This window comes from Streptomyces sp. NPDC048473 (assembly GCF_043200155.1).
Taxonomy (GTDB): Bacteria; Actinomycetota; Actinomycetes; order Streptomycetales; family Streptomycetaceae; genus Streptomyces.
On the sequence record NZ_JBICXE010000002.1, the window covers coordinates 152,376 to 176,173 of the forward strand.

11 protein-coding genes and 1 pseudogene are annotated in these 23,798 nt (G+C 66.2%); 5 read left to right on the plus strand and 7 right to left on the minus strand.

All coding sequences use genetic code 11. The features are described from left to right. Window positions 1-18 precede the first annotated feature (18 nt). Together ACGFU7_RS04055 and ACGFU7_RS04060 are read left to right on the plus strand one after the other, a co-directional pair. Entirely contained in the window at window positions 19-2,034 is a 2,016-nt protein-coding gene (locus tag ACGFU7_RS04055; RefSeq protein ID WP_393692104.1) for an ABC transporter permease, read from the plus strand. A 134-nt stretch (window positions 2,035-2,168) separates the two neighbouring features. Next, on the plus strand, window positions 2,169-3,128 hold the full coding sequence (locus tag ACGFU7_RS04060; RefSeq protein WP_393692106.1) for an ABC transporter substrate-binding protein: 960 nt from the start codon (window positions 2,169-2,171) through the stop codon (window positions 3,126-3,128). Between the two features lie 191 nt (window positions 3,129-3,319). Here ACGFU7_RS04060 and ACGFU7_RS04065 read toward each other — a convergent pair whose 3' ends face one another. Both ACGFU7_RS04065 and ACGFU7_RS04070 read right to left on the minus strand, forming a co-directional pair. Then, on the minus strand, window positions 3,320-3,637 hold the full coding sequence (locus ACGFU7_RS04065; RefSeq protein ID WP_393692108.1) for a hypothetical protein: 318 nt from the start codon (window positions 3,635-3,637) through the stop codon (window positions 3,320-3,322). A 141-nt stretch (window positions 3,638-3,778) separates the two neighbouring features. Further along, window positions 3,779-4,990, minus strand: a complete 1,212-nt coding sequence (locus tag ACGFU7_RS04070; protein WP_393692851.1) for a helix-turn-helix domain-containing protein — start codon at window positions 4,988-4,990, stop codon at window positions 3,779-3,781. A gap of 371 nt (window positions 4,991-5,361) precedes the next feature. On the opposite strand from ACGFU7_RS04070, the pseudogene ACGFU7_RS04075 reads away from it, so the two are divergent. Further along, a pseudogene (locus tag ACGFU7_RS04075) lies at window positions 5,362-6,218 on the plus strand (tyrosine-type recombinase/integrase); the annotation flags it as partial. A gap of 513 nt (window positions 6,219-6,731) precedes the next feature. Here ACGFU7_RS04075 and ACGFU7_RS04080 read toward each other — a convergent pair. Both ACGFU7_RS04080 and ACGFU7_RS04085 read right to left on the minus strand, forming a co-directional pair. Further along, the gene (locus tag ACGFU7_RS04080) at window positions 6,732-7,181 is read right to left on the minus strand and encodes a hypothetical protein (RefSeq protein ID WP_393692110.1); all 450 of its coding nucleotides are present in this window, start codon (window positions 7,179-7,181) and stop codon (window positions 6,732-6,734) included. 11 nt (window positions 7,182-7,192) lie between these two features. Further along, a complete protein-coding gene (locus tag ACGFU7_RS04085) occupies window positions 7,193-13,720 on the minus strand; it encodes a polymorphic toxin-type HINT domain-containing protein (protein ID WP_393692853.1) in 6,528 nt (2,175 codons plus the stop codon). 665 nt (window positions 13,721-14,385) lie between these two features. Here ACGFU7_RS04085 and ACGFU7_RS04090 point away from each other — a divergent pair. Both ACGFU7_RS04090 and ACGFU7_RS04095 read left to right on the plus strand, forming a co-directional pair. After that, entirely contained in the window at window positions 14,386-18,618 is a 4,233-nt protein-coding gene (locus ACGFU7_RS04090; protein ID WP_393692112.1) for an FG-GAP-like repeat-containing protein, read from the plus strand. Between the two features lie 444 nt (window positions 18,619-19,062). Next, on the plus strand, window positions 19,063-20,445 hold the full coding sequence (locus tag ACGFU7_RS04095; RefSeq protein WP_393692114.1) for a N,N-dimethylformamidase beta subunit family domain-containing protein: 1,383 nt from the start codon (window positions 19,063-19,065) through the stop codon (window positions 20,443-20,445). Window positions 20,446-20,479: 34 nt separating this feature from the next. On the opposite strand, the gene ACGFU7_RS04100 is transcribed toward ACGFU7_RS04095, so the two are convergent. The 3 genes from ACGFU7_RS04100 to ACGFU7_RS04110 all read right to left on the minus strand — a co-directional run bounded on the left by ACGFU7_RS04100 (window position 20,480) and on the right by ACGFU7_RS04110 (window position 23,784). Continuing rightward, window positions 20,480-21,535: a hypothetical protein gene (locus tag ACGFU7_RS04100; protein WP_393692116.1), complete on the minus strand. Its 1,056-nt coding sequence runs from the start codon at window positions 21,533-21,535 to the stop codon at window positions 20,480-20,482. An 11-nt stretch (window positions 21,536-21,546) separates the two neighbouring features. After that, window positions 21,547-22,482, minus strand: coding sequence for an N-acetylneuraminate synthase family protein (locus ACGFU7_RS04105; protein ID WP_393692118.1), 936 nt, complete (start codon window positions 22,480-22,482; stop codon window positions 21,547-21,549). A 66-nt stretch (window positions 22,483-22,548) separates the two neighbouring features. Then, window positions 22,549-23,784, minus strand: a complete 1,236-nt coding sequence (locus ACGFU7_RS04110) for a cytidylyltransferase domain-containing protein (protein ID WP_393692120.1) — start codon at window positions 23,782-23,784, stop codon at window positions 22,549-22,551. Window positions 23,785-23,798 lie beyond the last annotated feature (14 nt).

Genomic DNA, 23,798 nt, shown 5'->3' on the forward strand with positions numbered 1-23,798 from the left:
TACCCGGGGGTGTGCCGCATGAGCGCCGTCGTCACGCCCGCCCCGCCGCCCGTCCCCACCGACCTGTCCAAGGAGCCCGCGCCCGTCGCGGCCCCCTCCCTGACGCAGCATCGCCTCGTCCGCAGGCTCCTGCCGTTCGCCGTCGCCATGGTCGTGCTCATTCCGCTCTGCGCCGTCCTGTGGGGCAGCGGGAGCTGGCCGTCCGATCTGACCGTCGACGTCTCCACGCCCCTCGACCACGCCTACGACTGGGTCGTCGAGAACCGGGACACCAGCCCGGTCTTCCTCTACTTCCTGCTGCACCTGAGCAACTGGGCCGAGTCCTCCGTGGACTCGGTGACCGGCTTCCTGGAGAGCCTCGGCTGGTTCGGGGTGACCGCGGCCGCGGTGCTGCTGGCCTGGCGGGTCGGCGGCCCGGGTCGGCGCGGCCTGAAGGCGGCCGCCACCGCGCTCGGCGTGTTCGCGGTGTGCGGGCTGCTCGGCATGTGGGAAGCCACCATGGAGACGCTCGCGCTCATGGCGGTCTCGGTCGCCGTCTCCGCGGTGATCGGCGCGCTGCTCGGTCTCGGGGCAGGGCTCTCGGACCGTTTCGAGCGCATCCTGCGCCCGGTCCTCGACACCATGCAGATCATGCCGGCGTTCGCGTATCTGCTGCCGCTCGTGCTGATCTTCGACATCGGCGTGCCGTCCGCGCTGATCGCGACCGTCATCTACGCGGCGCCGCCGATGGCCCGGCTCACCGCGCTCGGCCTGCGCGACGCCGACGCCGGGGTCATGGAGGCCTCCGCGTCGCTGGGTGCGAGCCCGCTGCAGCGGCTGCTGACCGCACGGCTGCCACTGGCCCGCAAGGAGATCCTGCTCGGCCTCAACCAGACGATCATGATGGCGCTCTCGATGGTCACCATCGCCTCGGTGATCGGCGCGGGCGGCCTCGGTGAGGAGGTGTTCCGGGCCCTGTCGACCGTCGACGTCGGGAAGGCGCTCGCGGCGGGCGTCCCGATCGTGCTCCTTGCCGTCTGGCTGGACCGCACGACGGCGGCCGCGGGACACCGGCTGGGCGAGGCTGCCGTGGACACCGCCTCGCCCTGGCTGCACGGGTGGCGCGGCTGGGTCCTGGTGGGCGCCGCGTTCGCCGCTCTGGCCGGGGCCGGCAAGGCCCTGCTGGTCGACGAGTGGCCCGAGGGCTGGGTCGTGGACATCTCGGAACCGGTCAACAAGGCGGTCGACTGGTTCACCGGTCACCTGGCCGAGGGCGTGCCCGTCCTGGGCGGCACCCGCACCTGGGCGGACGGCTTCACCACCTGGGTGCTCAACCCGCTGCGGGACGGTCTGACCGCCATGCCGTGGTGGTCGCTGGTGCTGCTGGCCGCGGTGCTGGCTCTGCTGGCGGGCGGCTGGGGCGCGATGTGCACGGCGGCGCTCGCGATGGCCGGAGTCGGTGTCATCGGGGTGTGGCAGCACTCCCTGGACACCCTGTCGCAGGCCATCGCCGGTGTGGTCTTCACCCTGCTGGCCGGCTTCGTGATCGGTGTGGCGGCGGCCCGGATGCCCCTGCTGGAGCGCGTACTGCGACCCGTGCTGGACACGATGCAGACCCTGCCGCAGTTCATTTATCTGATCCCGGTGGTGGCTCTCTTCAATGTGGGGCGGTCCGCCGCCGTCGCCGCCGCCTTCCTGTACGCGCTGCCTGCCGTGATCAGGATCACCGTGCAGGGTCTGCGCCAGGTCGACGCCTCGACGCTGGAGGCGGCCCGTTCCATGGGTGCCAGTACGTACCAGCAGATCCGCCAGGTGCAGCTGCCGCTGGCCCGGCCCGCGCTGATGCTCGCGCTCAACCAGGGCGTGGTGCTGGTGCTCGCCATGGTCATCGTGGGCGGTTTCGTCGGCTCCGGCGCGCTCGGCTACGACGTCGTCTACGGCCTGCAGAAGAGCAACCTCGGCGTCGGTCTGACCGCGGGCGTCGCCATCGTCCTGCTCGGCCTCGTCCTGGACCGGACCACGCAGCGTCGCGCGCCGAGGAACGAGAGCTCCTGAACCCCACAGGCGGCACGAGAAGCCCAGCCTGGCCCAACCCAACCCGGTCCAGCCCGGAACGAAGCAGCGGGCAACGAAGCGCAGCCGCTCAGCGCAGGACATCCTGCCCGACCGAAACGAGAGACACCCTCACCATGAAGAACAAAAATCACGCCCGCCGGGCCGTCGCGGCCACCACCGTCGTCCTGGCCGTCATCGGCCTGAGCGCCTGCGGTGCCGCCAAGACGAATTCGTCCTCCGGCTCCGGCAAGGTCACCATCACCGTCCCGTCCTGGGTCGGTGCCGAGGCCAACGCTGCTGTGGCCAAGTACATCCTGGAGAACGAGCTCGACACCGAGGTAGAAGAGACCCAGCTCGACGAGTCGGTCGCCTTCGACGCGCTCAGCAGCGGCAAGGCCGACGCCATCCTGGAGGACTGGGGCGGCGCGCCGAAGAAGGTCTCGCAGTACGTCGACGACAAGAAGAGCATCGTCAAGGCCGGCGACCTCGGCGTCACCGGCCACATCGGCTGGTACGTGCCGAAGTACCTCGTGGACGAGCACCCGGACATCACCGACTGGAAGAACCTCAACAAGTACAAGAGCCTCTTCAAGACCGCGGAGAGCGGCGACAAGGGCCAGTTGCTGGAGGGCTCGCCGTCGTACACCACCAACGACGACGCGCTCATCAAGAATCTGAAGCTGGACTACAAGACGGTCTACTCGGGCTCCGAGGCCGCCCAGATCACCCAGATCAAGGAGAACTACAAGGCCAAGAAGCCGTTCATCAGCTACTGGTGGACGCCGCAGTGGCTCAACGCCCAGCTCGACCTGGTCGAGGTGAAGCTGCCCGAGTACAAGACGGGCTGCGACGCGGACACGAAGAAGATCGCCTGCGGCTACGCGAAGACCCCGCTGCAGAAGTACCTCAACGCCGACTTCGCCAAGAACGGCGGCGACGCGGCCCAGTTCCTGAAGAACTTCAACTGGACCGCCGACCAGCAGAACGAGGTCGCCGCCATGATCGCGGGCGACAGGATGAGCGCCGACAAGGCCGCCGAGAAGTGGGTCAAGGAGAACAAGGCCGTCTGGAAGGCGTGGCTGCCGAAGAAGTAGCCGGCAGGGGACGGCCCGGCTCTGCCTCCGGTGGTTCCCGCGAGGCAGTTCCCCCGGAGCGGTCCTCGCCGCACGTGCCGGGGGCCCTCCTGACGGGGCCCCGGCACGTCACAGGCCCGGACAACGGCTGAGAGCGTGCTCCACTTCGGTCATCTCGTCGCGGGCCGTTTCTGTGATGCCGCGAAGGCCGCTCAGGTCCGTGGGGTCGGCAGCGGCGGCTCGGCGGGCCCACGCAGCCGGTCCCCACGGCTCACCGCCACGCGTACGGCATCCCTCAGCGCCTCGGTCAACCGGGCGGCCAGATAACGGACCTGAGCGGCCCCGGTCTTCGGATCCGCCAGCAACTCCTCCGCGTGCCCGATCAGTTCCACTCCCATACCGAGTTGCACGGCCTCGATCTGATCGGCAACTCGGGAGACGTGGCCAGGGGCGTCGCGATCGGTGATCAGCAGACACGTCCTGCCGTCTGCGCCCTTCCAGGGCAGAAGGCGAGTGGTGGGATTCGGCATGAGGGGACCTGCTTCCGTGAGGTCGCTGTTTCGGGCAGCCGCAAGGGCTCCCGGCCCTGCGGTGGGCGTACGACCACGACCGTAGGAGGCACCGGCACACGGACGGGGCAGAGTTTCTGTCCCTATCTCTCCACGCGTCGATCAGGCAGCCAGAACACCTAGTTTCACGGCGAGTTCACCGGCCCTGCGGCGCTGGGCCGCGCTCTTGGACTCTGTCTCTTCGAGCACGATCCGGCGTGCGTATCCGTTGTAGCGAATGGTCTCGGGGGCCGACTCGTACGCCTTGCCCAGTGCGGCCAAAGCCGCTTCCGGCTGGCCGTCGAGTTGGTATCCGCGTGCCTCCTCGATGCGGTGCCGAGCCCGTCTGGGCCGGGAAGGAATCGCGGACGAGTCGGCTGCGGCGGCCTGCCGCACGCTCTCCCCGCCCGCGTGCAGTTCCACGGCCACGGTCACGGCGTGCGCACCCATGATGGCGCGGGAGAACGAGGTGACCGGGTGGTAGTAGCTCGCGGGAAGTCGGGCGGACATGGCGCGCGCAACGTCCCAGTGTCCCCAGGCGCTACCGCTGTCACCGCGGCGGGCCGCGGTGTACCCAGCCTCGAAACGAAGGGCCCCCGCAATGGCGAGCACGTCGTCGGCGGCGTCCGCCAGCAGCGGCTCCAGATGAGCGAGGGCTTCCATGGTCACGGCATCGGCCGCGTCGAAGTGTGCGGGGCCGCTGTCGCGATGGGCCTGAGCGGCGAGCCACGCGGCCACCCCCACGGTGTGCGGGTCCTCGGATTCCATGGCGGCGACCATGCCGCGCTCGACGACCCGCCAGAGCAGCGACCCATCGGGCTGGTAGGCGAGGAAGAACTGACTGAGGCTGTACGCCTGGGAGAGCAGTGCCTGCGCGGCACGTCGCTCAGCCGAGGTTTCGGACTGCCGCACCGCGAGCTGCGCATCACGGATCAGACCGGGCAGCAGTGCACCGATGACCTCACGGTGGTTGGCCGCCGCGTGCCGCGCCCGCCAGGCGTGAGCGAGGCGGGCCTCCACGTGCGCGGTGGGCGGCGCCTCGTACACGCTGGTGAAGGGATACGTATCGATCGCCGCCCGCACCTGTGCGAGCCGCGCGTGACCGGGGCCGGCGAACAACGCGACCGGCCGGGACTGATCGCCGGTCAGTTCAGCGAGGTCACCGACGCGCAGCGCCTCCGCGATCCGCAGCATCATCGGCAGCTTGGGCATCTGCAGCTGCCCGCTCTCGACCTGCTTGACCCAGCTCGGTGACCTGCCCACCAGCCCGGCGAGGACAGGGCGACTCATACCCCGGCGGGAGCGCAGCACCTGCATGCGCTGGCCGAACGCGATGGGTTCCGGAGCGGGGCTGCCTACGCCTTCTGGGGATGAATCGGAAGTGGCTTCGGACGACACGGTCGTGCCCCTCTCTGCAGGCGACGCACATCACGTCCAGGGTAGGGCGCGCCTCACATTCGTACGTCCCTGTTCATACCGGACTCGTACGGTGACGGCCTCCTGTACGGGGCGCGGTCGATCACGTTCGAACCAGCAGTGAGGATCCCCCGCTGCGTGAGAGGTATTGATCAGCAGGTCAGGGAGGGCTGACGGGGTTTCAGGTTTCGTCCGTTCGGCCGTTGCCTGATCGGCGTTGCACTCCTCCTCAAACTCGATCGGGCTGAGCCAGCCGAGCCGTTCTTGGATGCGCCGAATGTTGTAGAACCCACAAGCCCCGCTGCTGCGCTGCCGGAAAGTGCTGCTCCATGCGGCTCTCGCCGCTGACCCTGACCTACGTGCACTCCGTGCTCAAGTCCGCCCTGGAGCACGCGGTGCGCGAGGAGGAGATCCCGCGCAACGTCGCCCGCAACGTCCGTACCGGCACACCCCGCCCCCGCCGCTTCGAACCCCTCACCGCCGCGGAAACGCGCGAGTTCCTGGCCGCCGTCAGCGGTCACCGATTGCAGCCGCTGTTCGAACTCGCCCCGCACACCGGCTCCGCAAGGGCGAACTCCTCGGCCTGCGCTGGGAAGACCTCGACCTGGCCCGCGCAACCGCCAGCATCCGACGCACCCTCCAGCGCACCAACTCCGCCGGCCTGACCGCTCTACCGACCAAGACCCAGAGTTCTGAACGGCGCATCGCCCTGCCGACGCCATGCCTGCGCTCCCTCGAACAGCACCGCGGTCAGCAGCGCCAGGAACGCGAGGCGGCGGGGAAACACTGGCAGGACAGCGGCTACGTCTTCACCCGGCCCGACGACAGCCCGATCGAGGGAGCCACCCTCACCCGGCACTTCAACACCCTGCTCCGCCGCGCCACACTCCGCCGCATCCGCTTCCACGACCTCCGCCACTCGGCGGCGACACTCCTCCTGAAACAGGGCGTGGAGCTCGTCGTGATCAAGGAATTGTTGGGCCATGCCCACATCGGGGTGACCTCGACGGTGTACGCACACGTCCGGCTCCGCCTCCAGCGCGACGCCATCGACCTCCTCGGCAACGCCCTCCGCGACCCCGCCCAGCTCACTACCCGGCCCGACAACGGCGACGAACCACTGCTTTGTGCAGCACCCGTCCGCTGACGTTGCCGTCAACTACTGCCGTCAGACCCCCAGAGGCCCCACCGGAGCACCGTTCCGGCGGGGCCTCTGGGAGCATTCATTGGAATGAACAAAAGATCCGTGAGCGAAGGCGACGGTCTATCGCCGATCCCTAGGGCGCCTCGGATTTTCAATCTCTTCTTGCGGTTCTGGAATATCGATCGAAATCTCGCCGAGTTCCCCCTTCGATACTCTGTCGAAGGAAGAGATTACGGATCGCACATCATCGCGAGCCCATCCAGCGCGGATGAAGAATTCGCTACGGGACAACGCTTCTGCTGATTCGATTACACAGGCGAGGAGTCGGCCAAGCTCGACTTCCGTCAAGGTGAGCACGAAGCTGTCCTTATCACGCTTGAGCTGCATACATCACCCGTTCGGGTCGAGACAGGAAGATCCCGTTTTCGATAGGATTCAGGCTGCCGGATCACTCAACAGGAGAGTCTACCCGCCCCAGCAATCTGGCAGTGAATCCTTTCCATCGCAATCAGCAAATCACGAAATGGAGGAACTATTGACGCTCGACCAATAACTGCGAGCTGCCTCGACAATCGGATCATACTCGGCAGATGCCACGACGGCTACCAGCGTAGGGCCCATCAATGATCCATCCTCGTCACCTCGCGCCACCACAACTACGTTCCCCTTGTATACGTATCCGTGGATCAACCAGTCGTCCAACGACTCCGCGATAGACAGTGTTGTGCGGTCGTGGAGCTCCTCCTCAGTCAGCAACGCCGAGAGTACGGCATCCCTGTCCGAGAACAAGAGATTAAGCCGATCGTCGTCCAGATGCGTCAGGTCTCCCAGCCTGGCCATGGCTGTGCCCAGAATGCACGGTTCGGTGTCACCGATCAATTGACTGTCGATGATGAGCTGGAACCGGAACATTCCGCGGCCCTTCAAAGGGGCGACAAGAAAGCCGAATCGACCGTCGTCGGTCAAGAACCTCATGTCTAGCCTCTCTTGACCTGAATGGGAACACGACTCATCGGAATCGGAACCGGAGTACCCGACTTCGTCACACCGCCGGTACTGCCACTCCAGTGCCACTTACCGTTGCCGTCATCGAAGTAGCGGTAGTACTCGGCACTCTTGCCGGAACCGACCTTGGTCCACCTGGTGCCGTCGACGAGGACGCTCTTCCCGAATTGCTCCCCAGCGTCACCCGGCAGCACCGCCTTCTTCGGAACATACGGGTTCGGACCACCCGTCGGATCATGGTGCCCCGGGTTCTCATACTCGGGGCATGTGCTGTTGTGAACGAGTACCGGCGTAGTCCCCGCCAGCACATAGTACGTGTGAATGCGGTCGACGGTGAGGTCGTAGGTGCGCTGGCGCTTCTGGTAGTGGTGGACGGCGAAGATCTTGACCGTGTCGCCGGTGTTGGTGCGGAGGCTGTCACCAGGCTTGAGGTTGCCGGCGTCGACCCACTGTTCGCGAGTGGGGGACCAGAAGGGGTGGGTGTCCGTCGCGGTGATCCCGGACGTTTTCCCACCTGACTTCACCGTGATCTTCGTAAAGTCCTTGTCATTCTCCGTGACAATGGTGGCCACGACATCGTGGACTCCCGTTTCTCCGGTATTGGGGTCGGTGGCTAGAACCTTTTCACCGACGCCGACTTCTTCGATTTTCTTGGTGGCCCCGTCGGCCATCTTGACTTCGGTTCCGGGAAGGAAGCTGTGCGTCAGACATTTCGCCGCAGCCTTGACAGCTCTTGCCTCTTCCTCTCCGGCTTTGGCGATTTTGAAGAACTTCCCGGCCTTGAGGACTGGGATGTCGGTGAGAATCCAACCGCATTCCCAGGTGAGCTTCATGCACGCATTGAGATCTTCGGGATCGAAGACGGCGAACTTGAATGTATCCTTGGCAATTCTCCAGTGCCGATTCTCACCCACCGGGAGTTTATTGTAGGCGGTTACTTTATCCCCGACGGTTGTGTACCTCTGCGATACCACGGTTCCGTTGAGGTAGTTCTTCTCTGTGAACAGGGTGGAGCCATCGCTTCGCGACTCGTCCTTGCTCGTGTACAGATGCTGGTCCCATCCCCCGTTCTTGTTCTTCGTGAAGCTCTCGCGCGTGCCGTCGTCGCAGACGCCGCTGCCCCCGCAGACACCGATGGGCCGCAGCCCGTCGGGGTCACTGAGGGTGGCAGGGTTGTTGTTGGCGTAGGTGTAGCCGTTCATCTGCTGGGGGTCGGTCAGGTCGAGGAGCGGGTCGACGCTGATGAACCGGCCGATGATCGGGTCGTATTCGCGGGCGCCGAGGTGAGTCAGATCTGTGTCGGTATCCTGAGTGCCGCCGACGAATCCCTTGTCACCGGCCCACCCGATGGGCGCCGTGCCGCGCGGGGCTCCGAAGATCGTGGTTTTGCGTCGGGTGACGGCCTGTGCTGCGTCTGCGCTGACCTGGGTTGTGCTCGTGCCGTGGTGATCGCTGATCAGGAAGGTCAGCTTCCCGCCGGTGCGCAGCGCAACGGTTTCTCCGGCCGCGGTGTAGTAGCGGCTTCCGGTGACCTTGCCCGCCTTGTCCAAGTGGAGCTCGTTGCCTGCGGGAAGGTAAAGCGTGGTACCGGTGGAGTCACGGCGGACCAGGCGCTGGCCCGCGGTGTCGTAGAGGTAGCTGGTGGTGTCAGTGACCTCAGTAATCGACGCGAGATGGCCCTCGGGATCCCACTTGAGGTCCTGCAGGTCGTCGTTGCCGATCTTGCGGGTCCGGGTGTTGCCGGTCTCGTCGTAGGTATAGCTCTCGTTGTGCGAGTCGCTGCCTGTCTGCGTGACGCCGGGCAGGTTGTGGGTGCCGGGATCGGGAGCCGTGTAGGTGCGGACCTTGTCGGTGGTGGGTCCGGAGGCAGTGGTGTGCTGGGTCTCCGTCTTACGGTTGCCGACCGCGTCGTAGGTGTACGTAGTCCAGAAGGCGTCCGGGCCGCCGACGGTCGCGGCGGTGGGCTTGGCGGCGCAGTCGTCGGTAGCCGTCCAGGCGTCGGTGATGCGGCGCAGCGCGTCGATGAGGAAGCACTGGGTGTCGCTCTGTGCCGTGGCGTCCTGCCCGGTCGTCGTGGCGATCTTGTTTGTGTTACCCGCGAGGTCGTATGTGTAGCGCACGTCGTCGATGCGCTGAGGTGCCACCTCACGGTCGGTAAACGCGCGCGTCAACTCACTGGTGTGCTCGTCGTATTCGTAGTTCTTCCACAGGTGTCGGCCGAATGCTCCGTACTCCTGCTGGGCCGGTCGGCCGTAGTGATCGTAGGTGACGGAGGAGAGGATGGTGTCGCTTCCGGCGGCTACACCCATCGGGAGACTGGAGCGGTAAGCGTAGGTGTTGATGACGCTCTCCGCCGGCAGGTCCCCCATGGCGGGCTGCCGCGTCTCCATGATCTGGCCGGTGTTGGCGTTGTAGACGTCCGTCCACTCGTACGTGCCGGCAAGACCCGCTTCCGAGTCCGGCACGGTGAGCCTGGTCACGACGGGCTGGTAGAGGGCGTTGTAATTGACGACCGTGCTGACGTAAGCGTTGGCACCCTCGTAACGGGTGGTGCTTGAGAGCAGGCCGAGCCCCTTGGACGCCTTGTCGTACTCCCAGGCGGCCCGCTTGGTGGTGCCCTGACTCAGTGCGGTCGGGCGGCCGAGTTCGTCGTAGTCAGTGTGCAGGACGATGCCGCGGGCGACCTTGACATCGGTCGGCCGGCCGGCCTTGTCGTAGGCCGTCGTGTCGGTGACGCCCTTGTCGGGGTCCTCCGTATGGTTCTGGCGGCCCGCGACGTCATACCCGTAGTTCCAGACCGCGTTCGACGGGTCGGTCATCCTCTCCAGTTGCCCGAGATGGTTGTACAAGTACTTCGTGGACTGGGACTTGGTCCTGTCGGCATCGGTGTACTGCTTCAGTTCCACGGTGCGTCCGAGTGCATCGGTCACTGTGGTGGTAGCGGTCCCGCCGGCCGGAGGGACGACCGTCGTGGTGTCGCCGGTGTACGTGGTGGTGGTGCGCTTGGTGTCATCGCCGAACTTCTTGGCGATGACCGCGATCGTGCGGCCCGCCCCGTCGAAGAGCGATTCCGTGGACGACGGGTACTTGGTCTCCTGCCCGGTGACCAGTACCGGTTCGGCGGATCCATCGGCGTAGTACGTGCCGGAGTTGCGCCACGCCTGGCCCCGGCTGTCGTACGCGGTCTCGGTGACCAACCGCCCCTTGTCGTCCGGGGCTGCCGCCTGGCTCTGGCGCTCGCGCAGCAGCCCGTCGTAGAACTGGTACGCGGTCTGATACTCGGCATTGTGGTTGAGCGCCGTGCTGGTCACCACGATCGGGCCGTCGGTCCGCACCTGGTAGCCGAACGTCTGGCTCGGTGCATCCGGGTAGGTGACGGCAGAGCGGGTCGGCAGCCAAACCTTGGTGACACGGCCCAGAGGGTCGTACACCGTCGTTGTCACCCGGGCATTGGCGTCCGTCACCTTGACCGGCTGACCGCGCAGCGGATCGAGTTCAGTGGTGATCTGATGGCCCCTGGGGTTGGTCACCAACGTACTGGCCGGGACCTCTCCCGTCGTGGGTGTGTAGACCGTCGAGGTCTTCTTGCCGTACGGGTCCGCGACGGCAAGCGCGCGACCGTAGATGTCGATGTCCGCCACTGCGGTGGTGGCCACAGTGTCGTAGCCGTCTCCGGCCCCATTGATCTTCTCGATCTTGGTGACGTCGCCCTTGGTGGGCGTGGACAGCACCGATGTCGCACCGTCGTAGTACGTGCGCTCGTCGCTGATCACGTCATCGGGACGCAACACCGTAGCGCCGCACGGCACCCCGACCACCTCGGTACGGCCGACCGTGTTGAGCATCCACTTTGGGACGTTGGGGACATAGGAGCTGGTGGCGCACTGCTCATCCCCGGACTTCGCCGCATCTCCGGTGTCCGAGACGGAGGTGACGAGACCGTAGCCGTTGAAGCTCCGGGTCAGCACGCGCTTGCGCTCGCCGCCGGTGACCGCGGTACGAGCTTCCTCCTTGAGCGTGCCGGTGAGGTATGCCTCGAGGTCGGGCAGGTCCGCTCGTGTTCGGCTGGCCGTCAGCGCGGATCGCCAGGGGGTGTACGAGGTCGCGGTGACGAGCTTGGTGGTGTTGTCCCCGTTGTACGTGGCACTCTCCCGCACCTGGCCGGCGAACTGCTCACGGTCGGTGACCGCGGCACCTGCGGAGTCCTTCACCGCGGTACCGTCCAGGCCGCGGAAGTACCGGGTCTCGGTCAGAGTCCGCGGGTCCAGGCCGGCGCCCGTGCGGGTCTGCACCAGACCGTAGCCGCGAGCCATCGAGTAAGTCCGGTCGTCCTTCTTCGCGAACTCGTCGGCGCTCTTGGCCCACGCGGCACCGTTGAGGTAGCTGTATTCGGTGGTGGTGTCCGGTGTCTCGACCAGATTGTCGCCCTCGACGACCTTGGTCACCACATACGAGTTGAACCAGTCCTGCTTGGCTGTCTCGCCCTCGTACGCCCACTTCACCGGATAGCAACGGGTGCCATTTGTGTCGTCGGCCGGCGGCAGGGTGGAGGCGGTGCAGTCCGGCTGCGAGTAGTAGGCGCCGATGGTGCCGCCGGTCTCCGTGGTGATCTGGTAGAGCCGTAGCCGGATAAAAGGGGCCAGCCCGTCGCCCGTCTTGTCGACCCGGTTGGCCTTCTGTTCACCGGCGAATGTGACAGCCGGCAGGGGCGCGCTGCCGCCGACCTTGCCCGTGCGCTTGATTGACTCCAGCCACATCGGCGTGGAGATCCCGTCGCCCGAGGCCGGGAAGCCCTGCTTGAGCGCCCAGGAGTCGACCTCTTTGTAAGCGCCTCTCGTGAGCACCTTGGTGGTGATCACGCTCAACTTCTTGCGCGACCAGAAGCTGGGCGAATACTGGTCCTTGCACTCGGTCGCACCGGGCTCGCAGTACAGGTCATACGGTACGTCCGGCCAGTTCTTGGCGTTCGTCCGATCGAACGTTCCGCAACCACTCAGGCACCGCTCGTCGGCTCCGAACTCGACGCGGCCCATGGCCTTGGCGGCGTAGGCGCTGCCGTCGCGCAGGCCGTAGTCGATGTGATCTAGGTAGCTGCCCCGGTCGTACGCCGTGACCGTCGCTTTCCCGGTGGTCTCCGAGACATTGAGGCCGTAGTTGTTCGCCTCGGTGTTCCAGTAGTACGCCATGGCGTTGTCGTGGACGTCAACGACGTAGTCGAGCTGCCAGCGCCACGCCTGCTGGCACCAGGCCGAGGCGAATGAGGCGTTGTAGCAGGGCTCGCCCGACTGGTTGCCGAACACCGGGACGGTGAGGGTGGAGTTGGTGACCGGATCGTCATCGGTGGTCGCCGTGGTGCCGTGGTCGCTCCAGCCCGGCAGCTTGTTCAGACCGAAGAAGTACTGCGTGCCGTCGGTCGTGGTGATCTTCCAGTTCTCACCAGCACCGTCGACGCCTGCCGTTCCCTTGTCACTATTGGACGCGCCGGTCAGCTTTTCGACCTTCTCGCCCGAGTCCTGAGCCGTGTGCCAGCCGTTCTTCGCGTCGTGGACCAGCTCGGTGCTCTTGCCGCCGAGGGAGAGCGTCGCGTTGTCGTTGTACCAGCACAGGTCGCCGACCTTGGTGGTGTTGGTTCCGTTGTCCTTGTCGTCGTTGCAGGACTTGTACCGGCGTTCGATGTAGCCGGGCTCCCAGTTCCAGCCGTCGCCGATCCAGCTCGGCTGGTTATTGGACGCGGCGGTCTGGCCGTCGACGTTCTGCGAGGAGTAGTTCAGGGAAACGCTCGGCTGCAGGTCGCCCGGGACCGGCGGAACGCCGATCTCGTAGGACCAGTTGAACGCACCGGTCGAGCCACCGGAACTCCATGATCCCGATGGCTGAAGCGGCGTCGCCTTGTAGGAGCCTGAGGAGCCTGCCGCCCCGGCCGTCGCGGCCAGCACGGTGACGGCCGGAGCCGCCGAGGAAGCCCCGGCTCGCGCCGTGGGGCGAGTCGTAGAGTCGGGGGCCTCGGTCTCGACCTCGGCCGCCAACGTGCTCTGCTCGGTGTCGTTGGCCGACTCCAGCGGGGTGCTGATCCGGCACTCGGACTTCTCCGGTGTCGTCAGCGCACACGCCGGAAGCTCCACCAGCCGAAGTCGTGCCGCCCAGTCACCGCCGTAAGCGCCCCGGAAGCCGGAGTAGTCGACCTTCACCTGTACGGACTGCTTGTCGCGCGTGGAGTCCGTCCGGCTCATCGACAGCAGGACCCCGTCGATGCCTGCCTTGGCCGCGGCCGCCCGGCTCGCGACAGAGACCTTCAGCTTCGCGGGATGTGCTGCGGCACCGCGCTTCTGCTTGCCTGTCGGGAATACGGAGACGGGCAGTCTTCCCACCCGCGCGGTCTTGGTTCCAACTGCGTCCAGCTCCACCTCGGCACTGGCCGCGGCCGGCCAGGTCACCTTCGGTGCCCCTCGCCAGGCATGGGTGCGGGCATCGTCCTTGCGCTTGTTGCCGCCGAACTTCATGGGCGTCACCGGGACAGCCTTCGGCTGCTTGGTCTGCGTGCCCGGATGTGCCTGCGGAATTCCAGAATCTGCCGAGACAGCAGTTTCCGGAATCAGCCCAAAAATGAGTGCAGCAGACAATGGCAACGCCATCAAAGACTTGCCGAACCAGCTCATTCCCCACCCCTCGCCCACCCCAAGAATGACCGTCGGAAGCTAACAGATCTTTCACAGAAAAGTCACTACTCCACCTCGACGCACACCAAGAATCGCCCTCAATGTTCACATTTTGCAGCGTTCAACCCCCCATCAAACACCCACACAGCAAGACGCCCGAAACAGTCACTTACGAAGTGACATCCACCATTTGTCTGCTTAATTCAACATTGAATTCATTTACCCCAGGTTGGGACATTGCCCTGAAATTGCTAATCGCCCTGCACTTCATGAGGCTGAGCCGCCAGCTATAGGGTCGGCGCGAAGATCCATGACTTCCTGGGGGGAGTAAGATGAATCGCTTTACCAAGCAGTCCGCTCGAAGAAACAGAACCCGGTTTCAAGCCATTTCTCTGGCACTGGCCACCGTCGTCGGATCAGCTGGGGCCCTGGCACCGGTCGCCTCCGCGGCCACGGTCACATCCGCGCCGAGCGGCGCTCCCGCTGCCGCTGCCGCTGCCGACGATCCCATGGACGACGGCTCGGTCAGCGAGGAGGACAAGGCGCTGGAGACGGCCAAGTCCACCGATGCGCCAGCGGAGTTGGCATCGGCGCGTACGGAGACGTCGGACACCTGGGCACTGCCCGATGGTTCCTTCTCGGTCAAGCGCTACGGATCTCCCGTGCGCCTGTTCCGAAACGGCGTCTGGGTCGCGACGGACCCCAGCCTGGTATTCGCCGCCGATGGCACAGTCGTCCCCAGGGCGACCACGGTGAACGTCGCCTTTTCCGGGGGCGGAACGGGACCGCTGCTGTCCGGTGTGAAGGACGGCCGTACACTCACGCTGTCCTGGCCAACGGCTCTGCCCAAGCCGGTCCTCACCGAGAATGTGGCCACGTACAGCGAGGTCCTGCCCGGGGTGGATCTGCAGCTCAAGGCCGAAGTGGAGGGGTTTTCCCAACTACTGGTGGTGAAGTCCGCCGAGGCCGCCAAGAACCCCGAACTGGCCACCCTCAACTTCAAGATGAAGACAGCGGGGCTGACCGTCACGGCCGACGCGGATACCGGCAGCATCTCAGCCGGTGACCCGGCGGGCCAGACCGTCTTCACGAGCCCCTCGCCTCTGATGTGGGACTCCAAGACCACCACATCCAGCGCTGCCGCCAGAACTGCTTCCCTCGCCGCGGCAACCGACGCGCCAGCGGCGGACGCCTTCGAGCCCCCGCCCGGTGCCACCGATGCCCAGGTGCCGGCCACTGTGGTCGGCGACAGCATCGAGATCAAGCCTGACCAAGCTCTCCTGACCGGCGCCGACACCAGGTTCCCCGTTTACATCGACCCGTCCTGGGCCTGGGGCAAGAAGGAAAACTGGACCAGGGTCTACAGAAAGTACCCCAACTCCTCTTTCTGGAACGCCAACGAAGTCGCCCGCGTAGGCTACGAGAACGAGACCCTCGGGCTATCCCGCTCCTTCTTCCAGGTCGACACGGACAACCTCAAGGGCGTACAGGTCAAGTCGTCGACCTTCAGGATCAAGAACGTCTGGTCCTGGTCTTGCCAGGCCAGACCGGTCGAGATCTGGCAGACCAAGTCCATCTCCAAAAAGACGACATGGAACAACCAGCCGGCCAAGGTCGGCAGCACACCGCTCAAGACGGTGAACGACTCCAAGGGCTGGAGTAAGGACTGCGCTGCCGGCAACCTTGAGTTCGACGTCACCTCCAAGGTGCGCGACGCCGCTGCGGGCAACTGGTCAAGCCTCACGCTGGGCCTCTACGCCTCCGATGAGGGGGACACGTTCGGCTGGAAGAAGTTCGACGCCAAAACCGCCGTTCTGGAGACCAAGTACAACAACCCGCCCAAGACCCCGTACGGTCTGGGCACCAACCCCAAGTCGTCCTGCTCTGCAGGTGGTCTCATCGGGAACACCAAGATCAGTGTGCATGCGACCGTGGACGATCCCGATGCCGGGAACCTCACCGCCCAGTTCCAGATCTTCAAGAGCGGCAGCACCACTCCAGTCGTTGACCAGTCACTCTCCGCATTGAAGAAGCGGGTAGTAACACTTCCGGTTCCGGACGCCTCCCTCCCAACGGGGGACTACACCTGGAAGGTCCGTGCCAAGGACAGCGACGGCGCGACCTCCAGCTGGAGCTCGACGTGCAAGTTCTCTGTGGACCGCACACGACCGAGCAACCCGCCCAAGATCAGCTCTACGTACTTCCCGGACGGCGAGAACGGCTGGCCGGAATCAACAGGCAAGGCCCGTACGCCAGGATCGTTCATCCTCGAAGCGAACGGGGTCAACGATGTCGAGCAGTACGGCTGGTACACCGACTCGGATCCGGAAGTCAGCTACATCACGGTCAGCGGCCAAGCAGCTACCGTCACCAGCACTCCGCCCGGCTACGGACCGCACTTCGTCTACGCATTCAGCATCGACAAAGCAGGCAACCGGTCGGACACGGCCACCTACATCTACTACGCGACACGGTCGGCCGAGCGAGACGCCCCCGGGGACCTCAACGGTGACGGAATCAAGGACATCTGGAGTGTGGACTCGAACGGCACACTGCTCACCTACTCGGGGCAGCAAGGTGGTCAGTTCTCGTCAGCGATCAACGGAGGACAGGCCTTCGAGGACGCCAACATCGCGTACCGGACGGACTGGGGCCAGGACGGCTACACCGACCTCGTCACGCTTGAGTATGACCCGGTCGCCAAGCGCAAGAATCTCTGGACCTACACCAACAACGGTCTTGGCATCGCCACCACCGACTACAAGGAGGGCAAGCAGCCGCTGACCGTGACGTGCCCGGTCATCGATGAGGACTACGGCTGCGTGGGCGAGCCGGGATGGACCGGGAATGATCACTGGAGCAACGCCGAGCAGATCGTCGCTCCCGGCGACCTGAACGCGGACGGCAAACCTGACGTTCTCATCAAGCAGGGAAAGTTGCTCTGGGCGTACTACGGAGACTTCAACAAACGGCTGAGTTCCCCGGTGCTGGTGGGCACCAATGACTGGGACAAGTTCACTGTCCTCTGCCCCGGCGACCTGAACGGCGATGGCCTTGCTGATCTTTGGCTCCGGGACAACGCCACGGGAGAGATCTTCCGAACCTACGGCAGCAAGGGACCCAATGGGTTGCTGGACCCGGCCGCCTGGGGCAACGCTTCTGCCCGGGTGAAGGTCGGCTCGGGTTATCCCGCGAGTGAGTATCCGACTCTCGGCACCGTCGGCGACCTCACCGGTGACGGCGTGGCCGACTTGTGGGCCCGTAAGCCGGACAACACAATGACCGGCTGGCCGGGCCGGGTCACCAACTCGGTCTTCTCCTTCGGTATCGCATTTCCGATCGACGGCGCTGTCGGGGGTACTCGTATCCCAGCGGGTACCACGCTTGCTGCCGGTCAGTCCTACACTTCCCGTTCGGCAAAGCTCACCATGAAGGACGACGGCAACCTGGAGATCTCCTCCAACACGAGCAGTCGCCTCTGGTCGACCGGAACTGCCGGAAACCCGGGAGCGAGAGCGGTCATGCAGGCCAAGGGCAACCTCGTTGTCTACAAGGCCGACGGCAGCACCGTGCTGTGGGACTCGAAGACCAGCGGCGCCGAAGGCTATGCGGTGCTCCAGGACCGTGGAAACCTGGTCATCCACAACGCCAAGGGCCAGTCGCTCTGGAGTAGCGGCACCGCCCTGCGCCACGACTACGACGGCGACGGGCGCAGTGACCTGGCTGACTGGTACGACCACGTCGACGGTTCGGACACTATTCACAGCTTCCTGACCAACTCCGATGGAACATTCAAGACCCCGTTCGCGGGTTGGAACGTTCCTCCGGACTCGTGGCTGGTGACTCATATGAAGCACACCACGGGTGACTTCAACGGCGACGGGATCGGTGACGTCACCGCTGTGTACGGCTACGAGGACGGCAGGGTGGCCCTGTGGACATGGCTCGGCACTGCGAGCGGCAAATTCGGAAAGCCCTTTACTTCGTGGAAGGTGCCCGCCGGCACTTGGGGCTTCGAGCGCATGAAGGTGAGCAGCGGAGACTTCAACGGCGATGGACGGGATGACGTCGCGGTCTGGTACGACTACGTGGACGGGCACGATGCACTCTGGACGTTCACCGCAGATGTCCGAGGCGGCTTCAACTCTCCGTTCAGCTCCTGGACCGCTCCCGCCGGCAACTGGTCGGCCAGTCGTGACAAGTTGGTGACCGGAGACTTCAACGGTGACGGACGGGACGATCTGGCTGTCTTCCACGGCTACTCCGACGGAAGCAACAAGATATTCACCTTCCTCACTTCGCCCACAGGGGGCTTCAACAACCCCATCGGATCCTGGACCAGCGCGTCATGGGGCAGCTGGGACCGTACGACGGTCCACTCCGGCGACTTCGACGGGGACGGCCGGGACGACATCGCCGCCTGGTACGACTACGCCGACGGCCACGACAGCATCTATACATTCCCCAGCAGCGCAACGGGCACCTTCAGCTCCGTGTCCGAAGCCTGGACGACACCGGCAGACGCCATGTGGCGCAACCACATGTCGATCGTCATCGGTGACTACAACGGGGACGGCCTGGACGACTTCGGAGCGCTCTACGGCTACGACGACGGCAGCATAAAGGCATGGACGTGGACCGCCCAGACTGTCCGTACGTTTGCAAAACCTGTGAGCAGTTGGGGGGTCTCGACCGGATACGATTTCGCCCGCTCGTACGTCGCGGAGCGGTACGGAAGCTGAAAACACAGGGCTGTGATCGGCGGCATTCCGCAGTCGATCACAGCCCAACGGAACTCCGATCCGTGCTCTGCAAACGATCACAACAGCAAAGAACGGACTATGGCGCGAGCAAGTCGGGTGCTGCGTTCCTTAACGAATCCCCAATGTGTGGCTCATCACATATTCCTCACACCCACCTTTCCCGATGATCACATCCATACGATGGACGATCGCTGACAGGAAGCACACAGGGAGTTCTGTGTTCACCGGTCAAGCACGTCACGACGCGTGAGGCATGAGGCCTGGCGTCCAGGTCTCGGAGCGTGCTCTGTGTCAAAGGTGTCCCGTCGGACTGCGCTCGGAGCTGTCGGGCTCGGTGCGGTGGCAATTGCCGGATATCAGCTGCGCGGTGAAGAAGCCGCGCCGCTTGTGCGAAGACCGGCGGCACGTACCGGGAACAATCCCGTGGTCCGGGAGAACCGTGCGGCCGGTTCCAACGGGTGGCCATTGGGCCGGGGCGGCACGAGTGGTGTCACGGACACATTGGCCCAGATTCAGGGCTACGCGTCGAAAACGTCGGTGGAGCGCGGCGATTCCATCGCTTTCCACCTGGCGTCCCACATCGCCCAGAAGTGCACGGTGGCGATTTACCGATTCGGACACTACGGAGGGTCCGGCACCCGGCACCTGACGACCAGTGAGCCAATGGCCGTAAAGCCCCAGGCCAAGCCGAGTGCGGATGCCGCCACCGGGCTCATCGCCTGCGACTGGCCGGTTGCCTGGACCCTGGACATACCGAGCACCTGGGTGTCAGGGATATTCCTGGCCGTGTTCACGTCCGAGGACGGCCATCGCAGCTACACACCCTTCGTCGTACGCGACACCGCCCGCCGTTCCGACATCCTGATGGTCGTCCCCTTCACCACGTACCAGGCGTACAACATCTGGCCGTTCGACGGACGCACCGGCAAGAACCTGTACAAGGGCTATACCCCCGAGGGCGAGTTGGGCGGGAATGCCGAACGCGCCTTCGAGGTGTCTTTCGATCGGCCCTATGCACAGGCCGGGATGCCTCGCTGGTTCGACATGGACATCAGCGCCGCGCGGTGGGCGGAGAGCACCGGCTACGACATCACTTACGCCAGCAGCACAGACCTGCACCAAGGGCGGATCGACCCGTCGAAGTACACCGCCATCGTGTTCTCCGGGCACGACGAATACTGGTCCGAAGGCATGCGCGACTGCGCGGAGGAAGCGGTCGGAGCCGGGACCCATCTCGCCTTCCTCGCCTCGAACAACATCTACTTCCACATACGTCTCGAACCCAATGCCGAGGGACAGCCGGCCCGCGTGGTGACCTGTTACAAGGAAGCCCCCGACCCCGACCCCGGCACAGCGGGGCCCACCGTGCGCTGGCGCCAGCTCGGCAAACGGCACCGCAAGGCGGAACAAGGGCTGCTGGGCGTGCAGTACAACGGCATCCTCAAGGATCCCGCGCCGCTCGTGGTCCGCGAAAGCAGTCACTGGTTCTGGTCGGGCACCGGCCTGCGGGACGGCGACGAGATCCCGGACCTGATCGCCGTCGAGGCCGACGGTTTCAACCCGTCCATGCCCCGCCCCGACGGACGGCAGACGCTGCTTTCCGCGTCCCCGTACGTCGACAGCTGGGGCCGCGGCCGCATGGTCCAGAACACCAGCCTGTGCGAGAACGAGCAGGGCACACTCGTCTTCGTCGCCGGGACCTTCCACTGGCCGCTGGCTCTCAACGACCCCGAGCACATCAGCCCACAGGTCCAGCGGGCCACCCACAATCTCCTGACCCGCATGCTGGAGCGCCCGGGCAAGTGACGCGGCCGGGTGGTCCGGACGCGAGGCTGCAACGCTATGCCTCCGTGATCGCCGTCGCCCGCCAGGGTGCCAGGCGTTGCACGTCGCGGGCCGTTTCTGTGACGCCGCTCAGGAAGCCCTGCGCACGCGGGGATGCCGTGTCGCGGAGCCATTCCGGGGCGATGTCGCAGACCGCGACCTTGACCTCCGTGCCGACGAGGGCGAGGGGCAGGGTGTGGACGACCGTGGAGGGGAAGCTCAGGACCGTACGGCCGATGGGGCCGCGGCGGGCGATGAGTTCCAGGGGGAGGTCGGGGCGGACGATCTCCAGGCCGGTGGCGGCTTCCAGGGCGTGGAGCTTGTCGGCGGACTCGCGGCGGTGGGCAAAGTAGCGGGTGGCGTTGTGGGTGCGGGCCAGGGCCGCGACGGCCTCCAGGTACTGGGCCCGGTCGACCACGCCCGTCTCGACCAGCGAGGTGCCGACCAGGTCCGCGCCCTTGGTGAGCAGCGGCGGGCCGAAGCGGGAGCGGGTCCAGGCGAAGGTGTTGGAGGTGACGGTGACGCCGGGCGGAGCCTCGACCGGCATCGCCGTGAAGACCTCGACCGTACGGGTCGCGGACGGGGTGAAGCGGCTGCGGGCGCGGGCCGTGACCGGGGCCAGGACCAGTTCGCGCGGGCCCGAGCTGCCCTTGCGGTGCCAGCGCACCAGGCGTTCGCCACGGGCCAGTTGGGCGACGAACTCCATGGTGGCCGTGCCGTCGTCGACCACGGTGAGGCGGCGGGCGCGGACCAGGGTGAGCAGGAGCTGGACGTAGCGGGAGAAGGGGTCGCCGATGACGATCCGCTCCGCCCTGCGCAGCAGTCCGGTCAGTGAGCGCAGGGTTTTCAGGGGCGCGCCCGCGCCGCCGCGCGCCTCCTGCCAGCGGACGTTGATGCCCTCGTCGCGGGCCAGCTCCGCCATCCGGCGCAGCTGACCGCGCGACATCGGGTCGACCGGGGGGAGGACGACGACCGTGATGTCCGTGAGGACCTGGTCGTCGCCTCCCTCTGTGTAGGCCCACTCCAGGACGTTCAGGAGCTGGACCGGGCTCTCGACGAAGGCGAGGTTCACCGGTCGGCCCGTCAGACCGCGACCGGCTCGGCGGCCGGGGCCGCCTCGGCGTTCTCGGCGACGACGCCCGCGACCCGGCGGAGCTTCTTCATCGGGCCGAGCTCGGACTCGTACACCTTCTTGATGCCGTCGCCGAGCGAGGCCTCGATGGTGCGGATGTCGCGGACGAGGCGGGTGAGGCCCTGCGGCTCGACGGAGGCGGCCTGGTCGGAGCCCCACATGGCGCGGTCGAGGGTGATGTGGCGCTCGATGAACGCGGCGCCGAGGGCGACGGCTGCCAGGGTCGTCTGGAGGCCGGTCTCGTGGCCGCTGTAGCCGATCGGGACGTTGGGGAACTCCTGCTGGAGGGTGTTGATGACCCGCAGGTTCAGCTCCTCGGCCTTGGCCGGGTACGTCGAAGTGGCGTGGCAGAGAAGGATGTTGTCCGAGCCCAGGACCTCGACCGCGTGGCGGATCTGACGCGGGGTCGACATGCCGGTGGAGAGGATGACCGTGCGGCCGGTCGCCCTCAGGGCGCGCAGGAGCTCGTCGTCGGTGAGGGAGGCCGAGGCCACCTTGTGCGCGGGGACGTCGAACTTCTCCAGGAAGGCGACGGCCTCGGTGTCCCACGGGGAGGCGAACCAGTCGATGCCGCGCTTGGCGCAGTGCTCGGAGATGGCCTGGTACTCGGCCTCGCCGAACTCGACGCGGTGGCGGTAGTCGATGTACGTCATCCGGCCCCAGGGGGTGTCGCGCTCGATGTCCCACTGGTCGCGCGGGGTGCAGATCTCCGGGGTGCGCTTCTGGAACTTGACGGCGTCGCAGCCGGCTTCGGCCGCCACGTCGATCAGCGCGAGGGCGTTGCCGAGGTCGCCGTTGTGGTTGATGCCGATCTCGCCGGTGACGTAGACGGGCCGGCCCGGGCCCGCGGTGCGGGTGCCGAGGGTGCGCAGACGGGAGGTGCTCATGTGTGGTGTTCCTTAGCTTGGGGGCTTGGGGGCCCGGGGGTTGCTCGGGGCTTGGGGGCCCCTGGGTTACTTGGGGGACTGAGCGGGAGTCGTGGTCGTGAGGGTGGGGCCCAGCAGCCACGCCGCGATCTCGCGGATGGCGCCGAAGCCGCCGGGGGTGGTCGTGACGGCGCGCGCCGCGGCACGTACCGAGTCATGGGCGCTCGCGACCGCGACGGGCCAGCCGGCGAGTGCGAAGCACGGCAGGTCGTTGACGTCGTTGCCGACGTAGAGGACGCGTTCGGGAGCGATGGACTGTTCGTCGCACCACTGCTTGAGCGCCAGGTCCTTGCGGTCGATGCCGTGCAGGACCGGGATGCGGAGCTTGTGGGCGCGGGCCGCTACGACCGGGTTCTGTTCCGTGGAGAGGATCAGCAGCGGCATTCCGGCCTTGCGCAGGGCCGCGATGCCCAGGCCGTCGCCGCGGTGGACGGCGACGGTCTCGCGTCCGTCGGCGTCGATGAGGACCCGGTCGTCGGTCTGCGTGCCGTCGAAGTCGAGGACGACCGCGTCGATGTCGTCACGGGTGGGCAGCGGTGAGGGGTCCAGGAGCGGTGCCAGCGCGCGGGCGCGGGCCAGGTCGTGCGGGTCGTCGATCTCCAGGACCCGGGCGGCGTCGGTGCGCACCAGGGCGGTGTTGCCGAAGAAGCGGTGGCGGTGGGTACGGAAGCCCGCGGCGTTCATGGCGTACGCGGTGCCGGTCTCCAGCAGGTCCTCCGGACGGTCCTGGCGCATCTGCCGGACGGACTTGTCGTGGTTGACGCCGTAGTTGTCCTCCTCCAGCGCACTGCCGTCGCGCCACAGGAAGCCGTGGAAGGGGGCGACCGTGACCGCCGTGTCGGCGCCGTCGTGGGCGACGGCCGCGGCGACGCCGTCGATGTCCTCCCGTACGACGAAGGGGCTGGTGCACTGGACCAGCAGCACCACGTCGGCCTTCCGGTCGTGCATCGCCTCGTACGCGTCCAGGGCGTGCAGCACCGCGTCCTCGCTGCTCGACTTGTCCCCGGCGATGGCTGCGGGGCGCTGGACGATGTGCACCCGCTCCGGTGCGCCCAGTGCGTCGCCGGCGGCGCGGGCCGCGTCGGCGATGGCCGCGTCGTCGGTCGTCACGACGACGTCCGTGACCTCGCGGGAGTCCAGGCAGGCGCGTACGGCGCGGGCGACCAGCGGTACGCCGCCGACCTGGGCGAGGTTCTTGGCCGGGACGCCCTTGGATCCGCCGCGGGCGGGGATCACGGCGAGCACGGTCGGGATCGGGGTCATCTCTGCTCCTGAAG

Bases quoted from the DNA above. Each gene is read 5' to 3' on its own strand.
- ACGFU7_RS04055 (WP_393692104.1), top strand. From the start codon at position 19: ATGAGCGCCGTCGTCACGCCCGCCCCGCCGCCCGTCCCCACCGACCTG.
- ACGFU7_RS04090 (WP_393692112.1), top strand. From the start codon at position 14,386: ATGGACGACGGCTCGGTCAGCGAGGAGGACAAGGCGCTGGAGACGGCC.
- ACGFU7_RS04065 (WP_393692108.1), bottom strand. From the start codon at position 3,637: ATGCCGAATCCCACCACTCGCCTTCTGCCCTGGAAGGGCGCAGACGGC.
- ACGFU7_RS04110 (WP_393692120.1), bottom strand. From the start codon at position 23,784: ATGACCCCGATCCCGACCGTGCTCGCCGTGATCCCCGCCCGCGGCGGA.
- ACGFU7_RS04085 (WP_393692853.1), bottom strand. From the start codon at position 13,720: ATGAAGTTCGGCGGCAACAAGCGCAAGGACGATGCCCGCACCCATGCC.
- ACGFU7_RS04105 (WP_393692118.1), bottom strand. From the start codon at position 22,482: ATGAGCACCTCCCGTCTGCGCACCCTCGGCACCCGCACCGCGGGCCCG.
- ACGFU7_RS04060 (WP_393692106.1), top strand. From the start codon at position 2,169: ATGAAGAACAAAAATCACGCCCGCCGGGCCGTCGCGGCCACCACCGTC.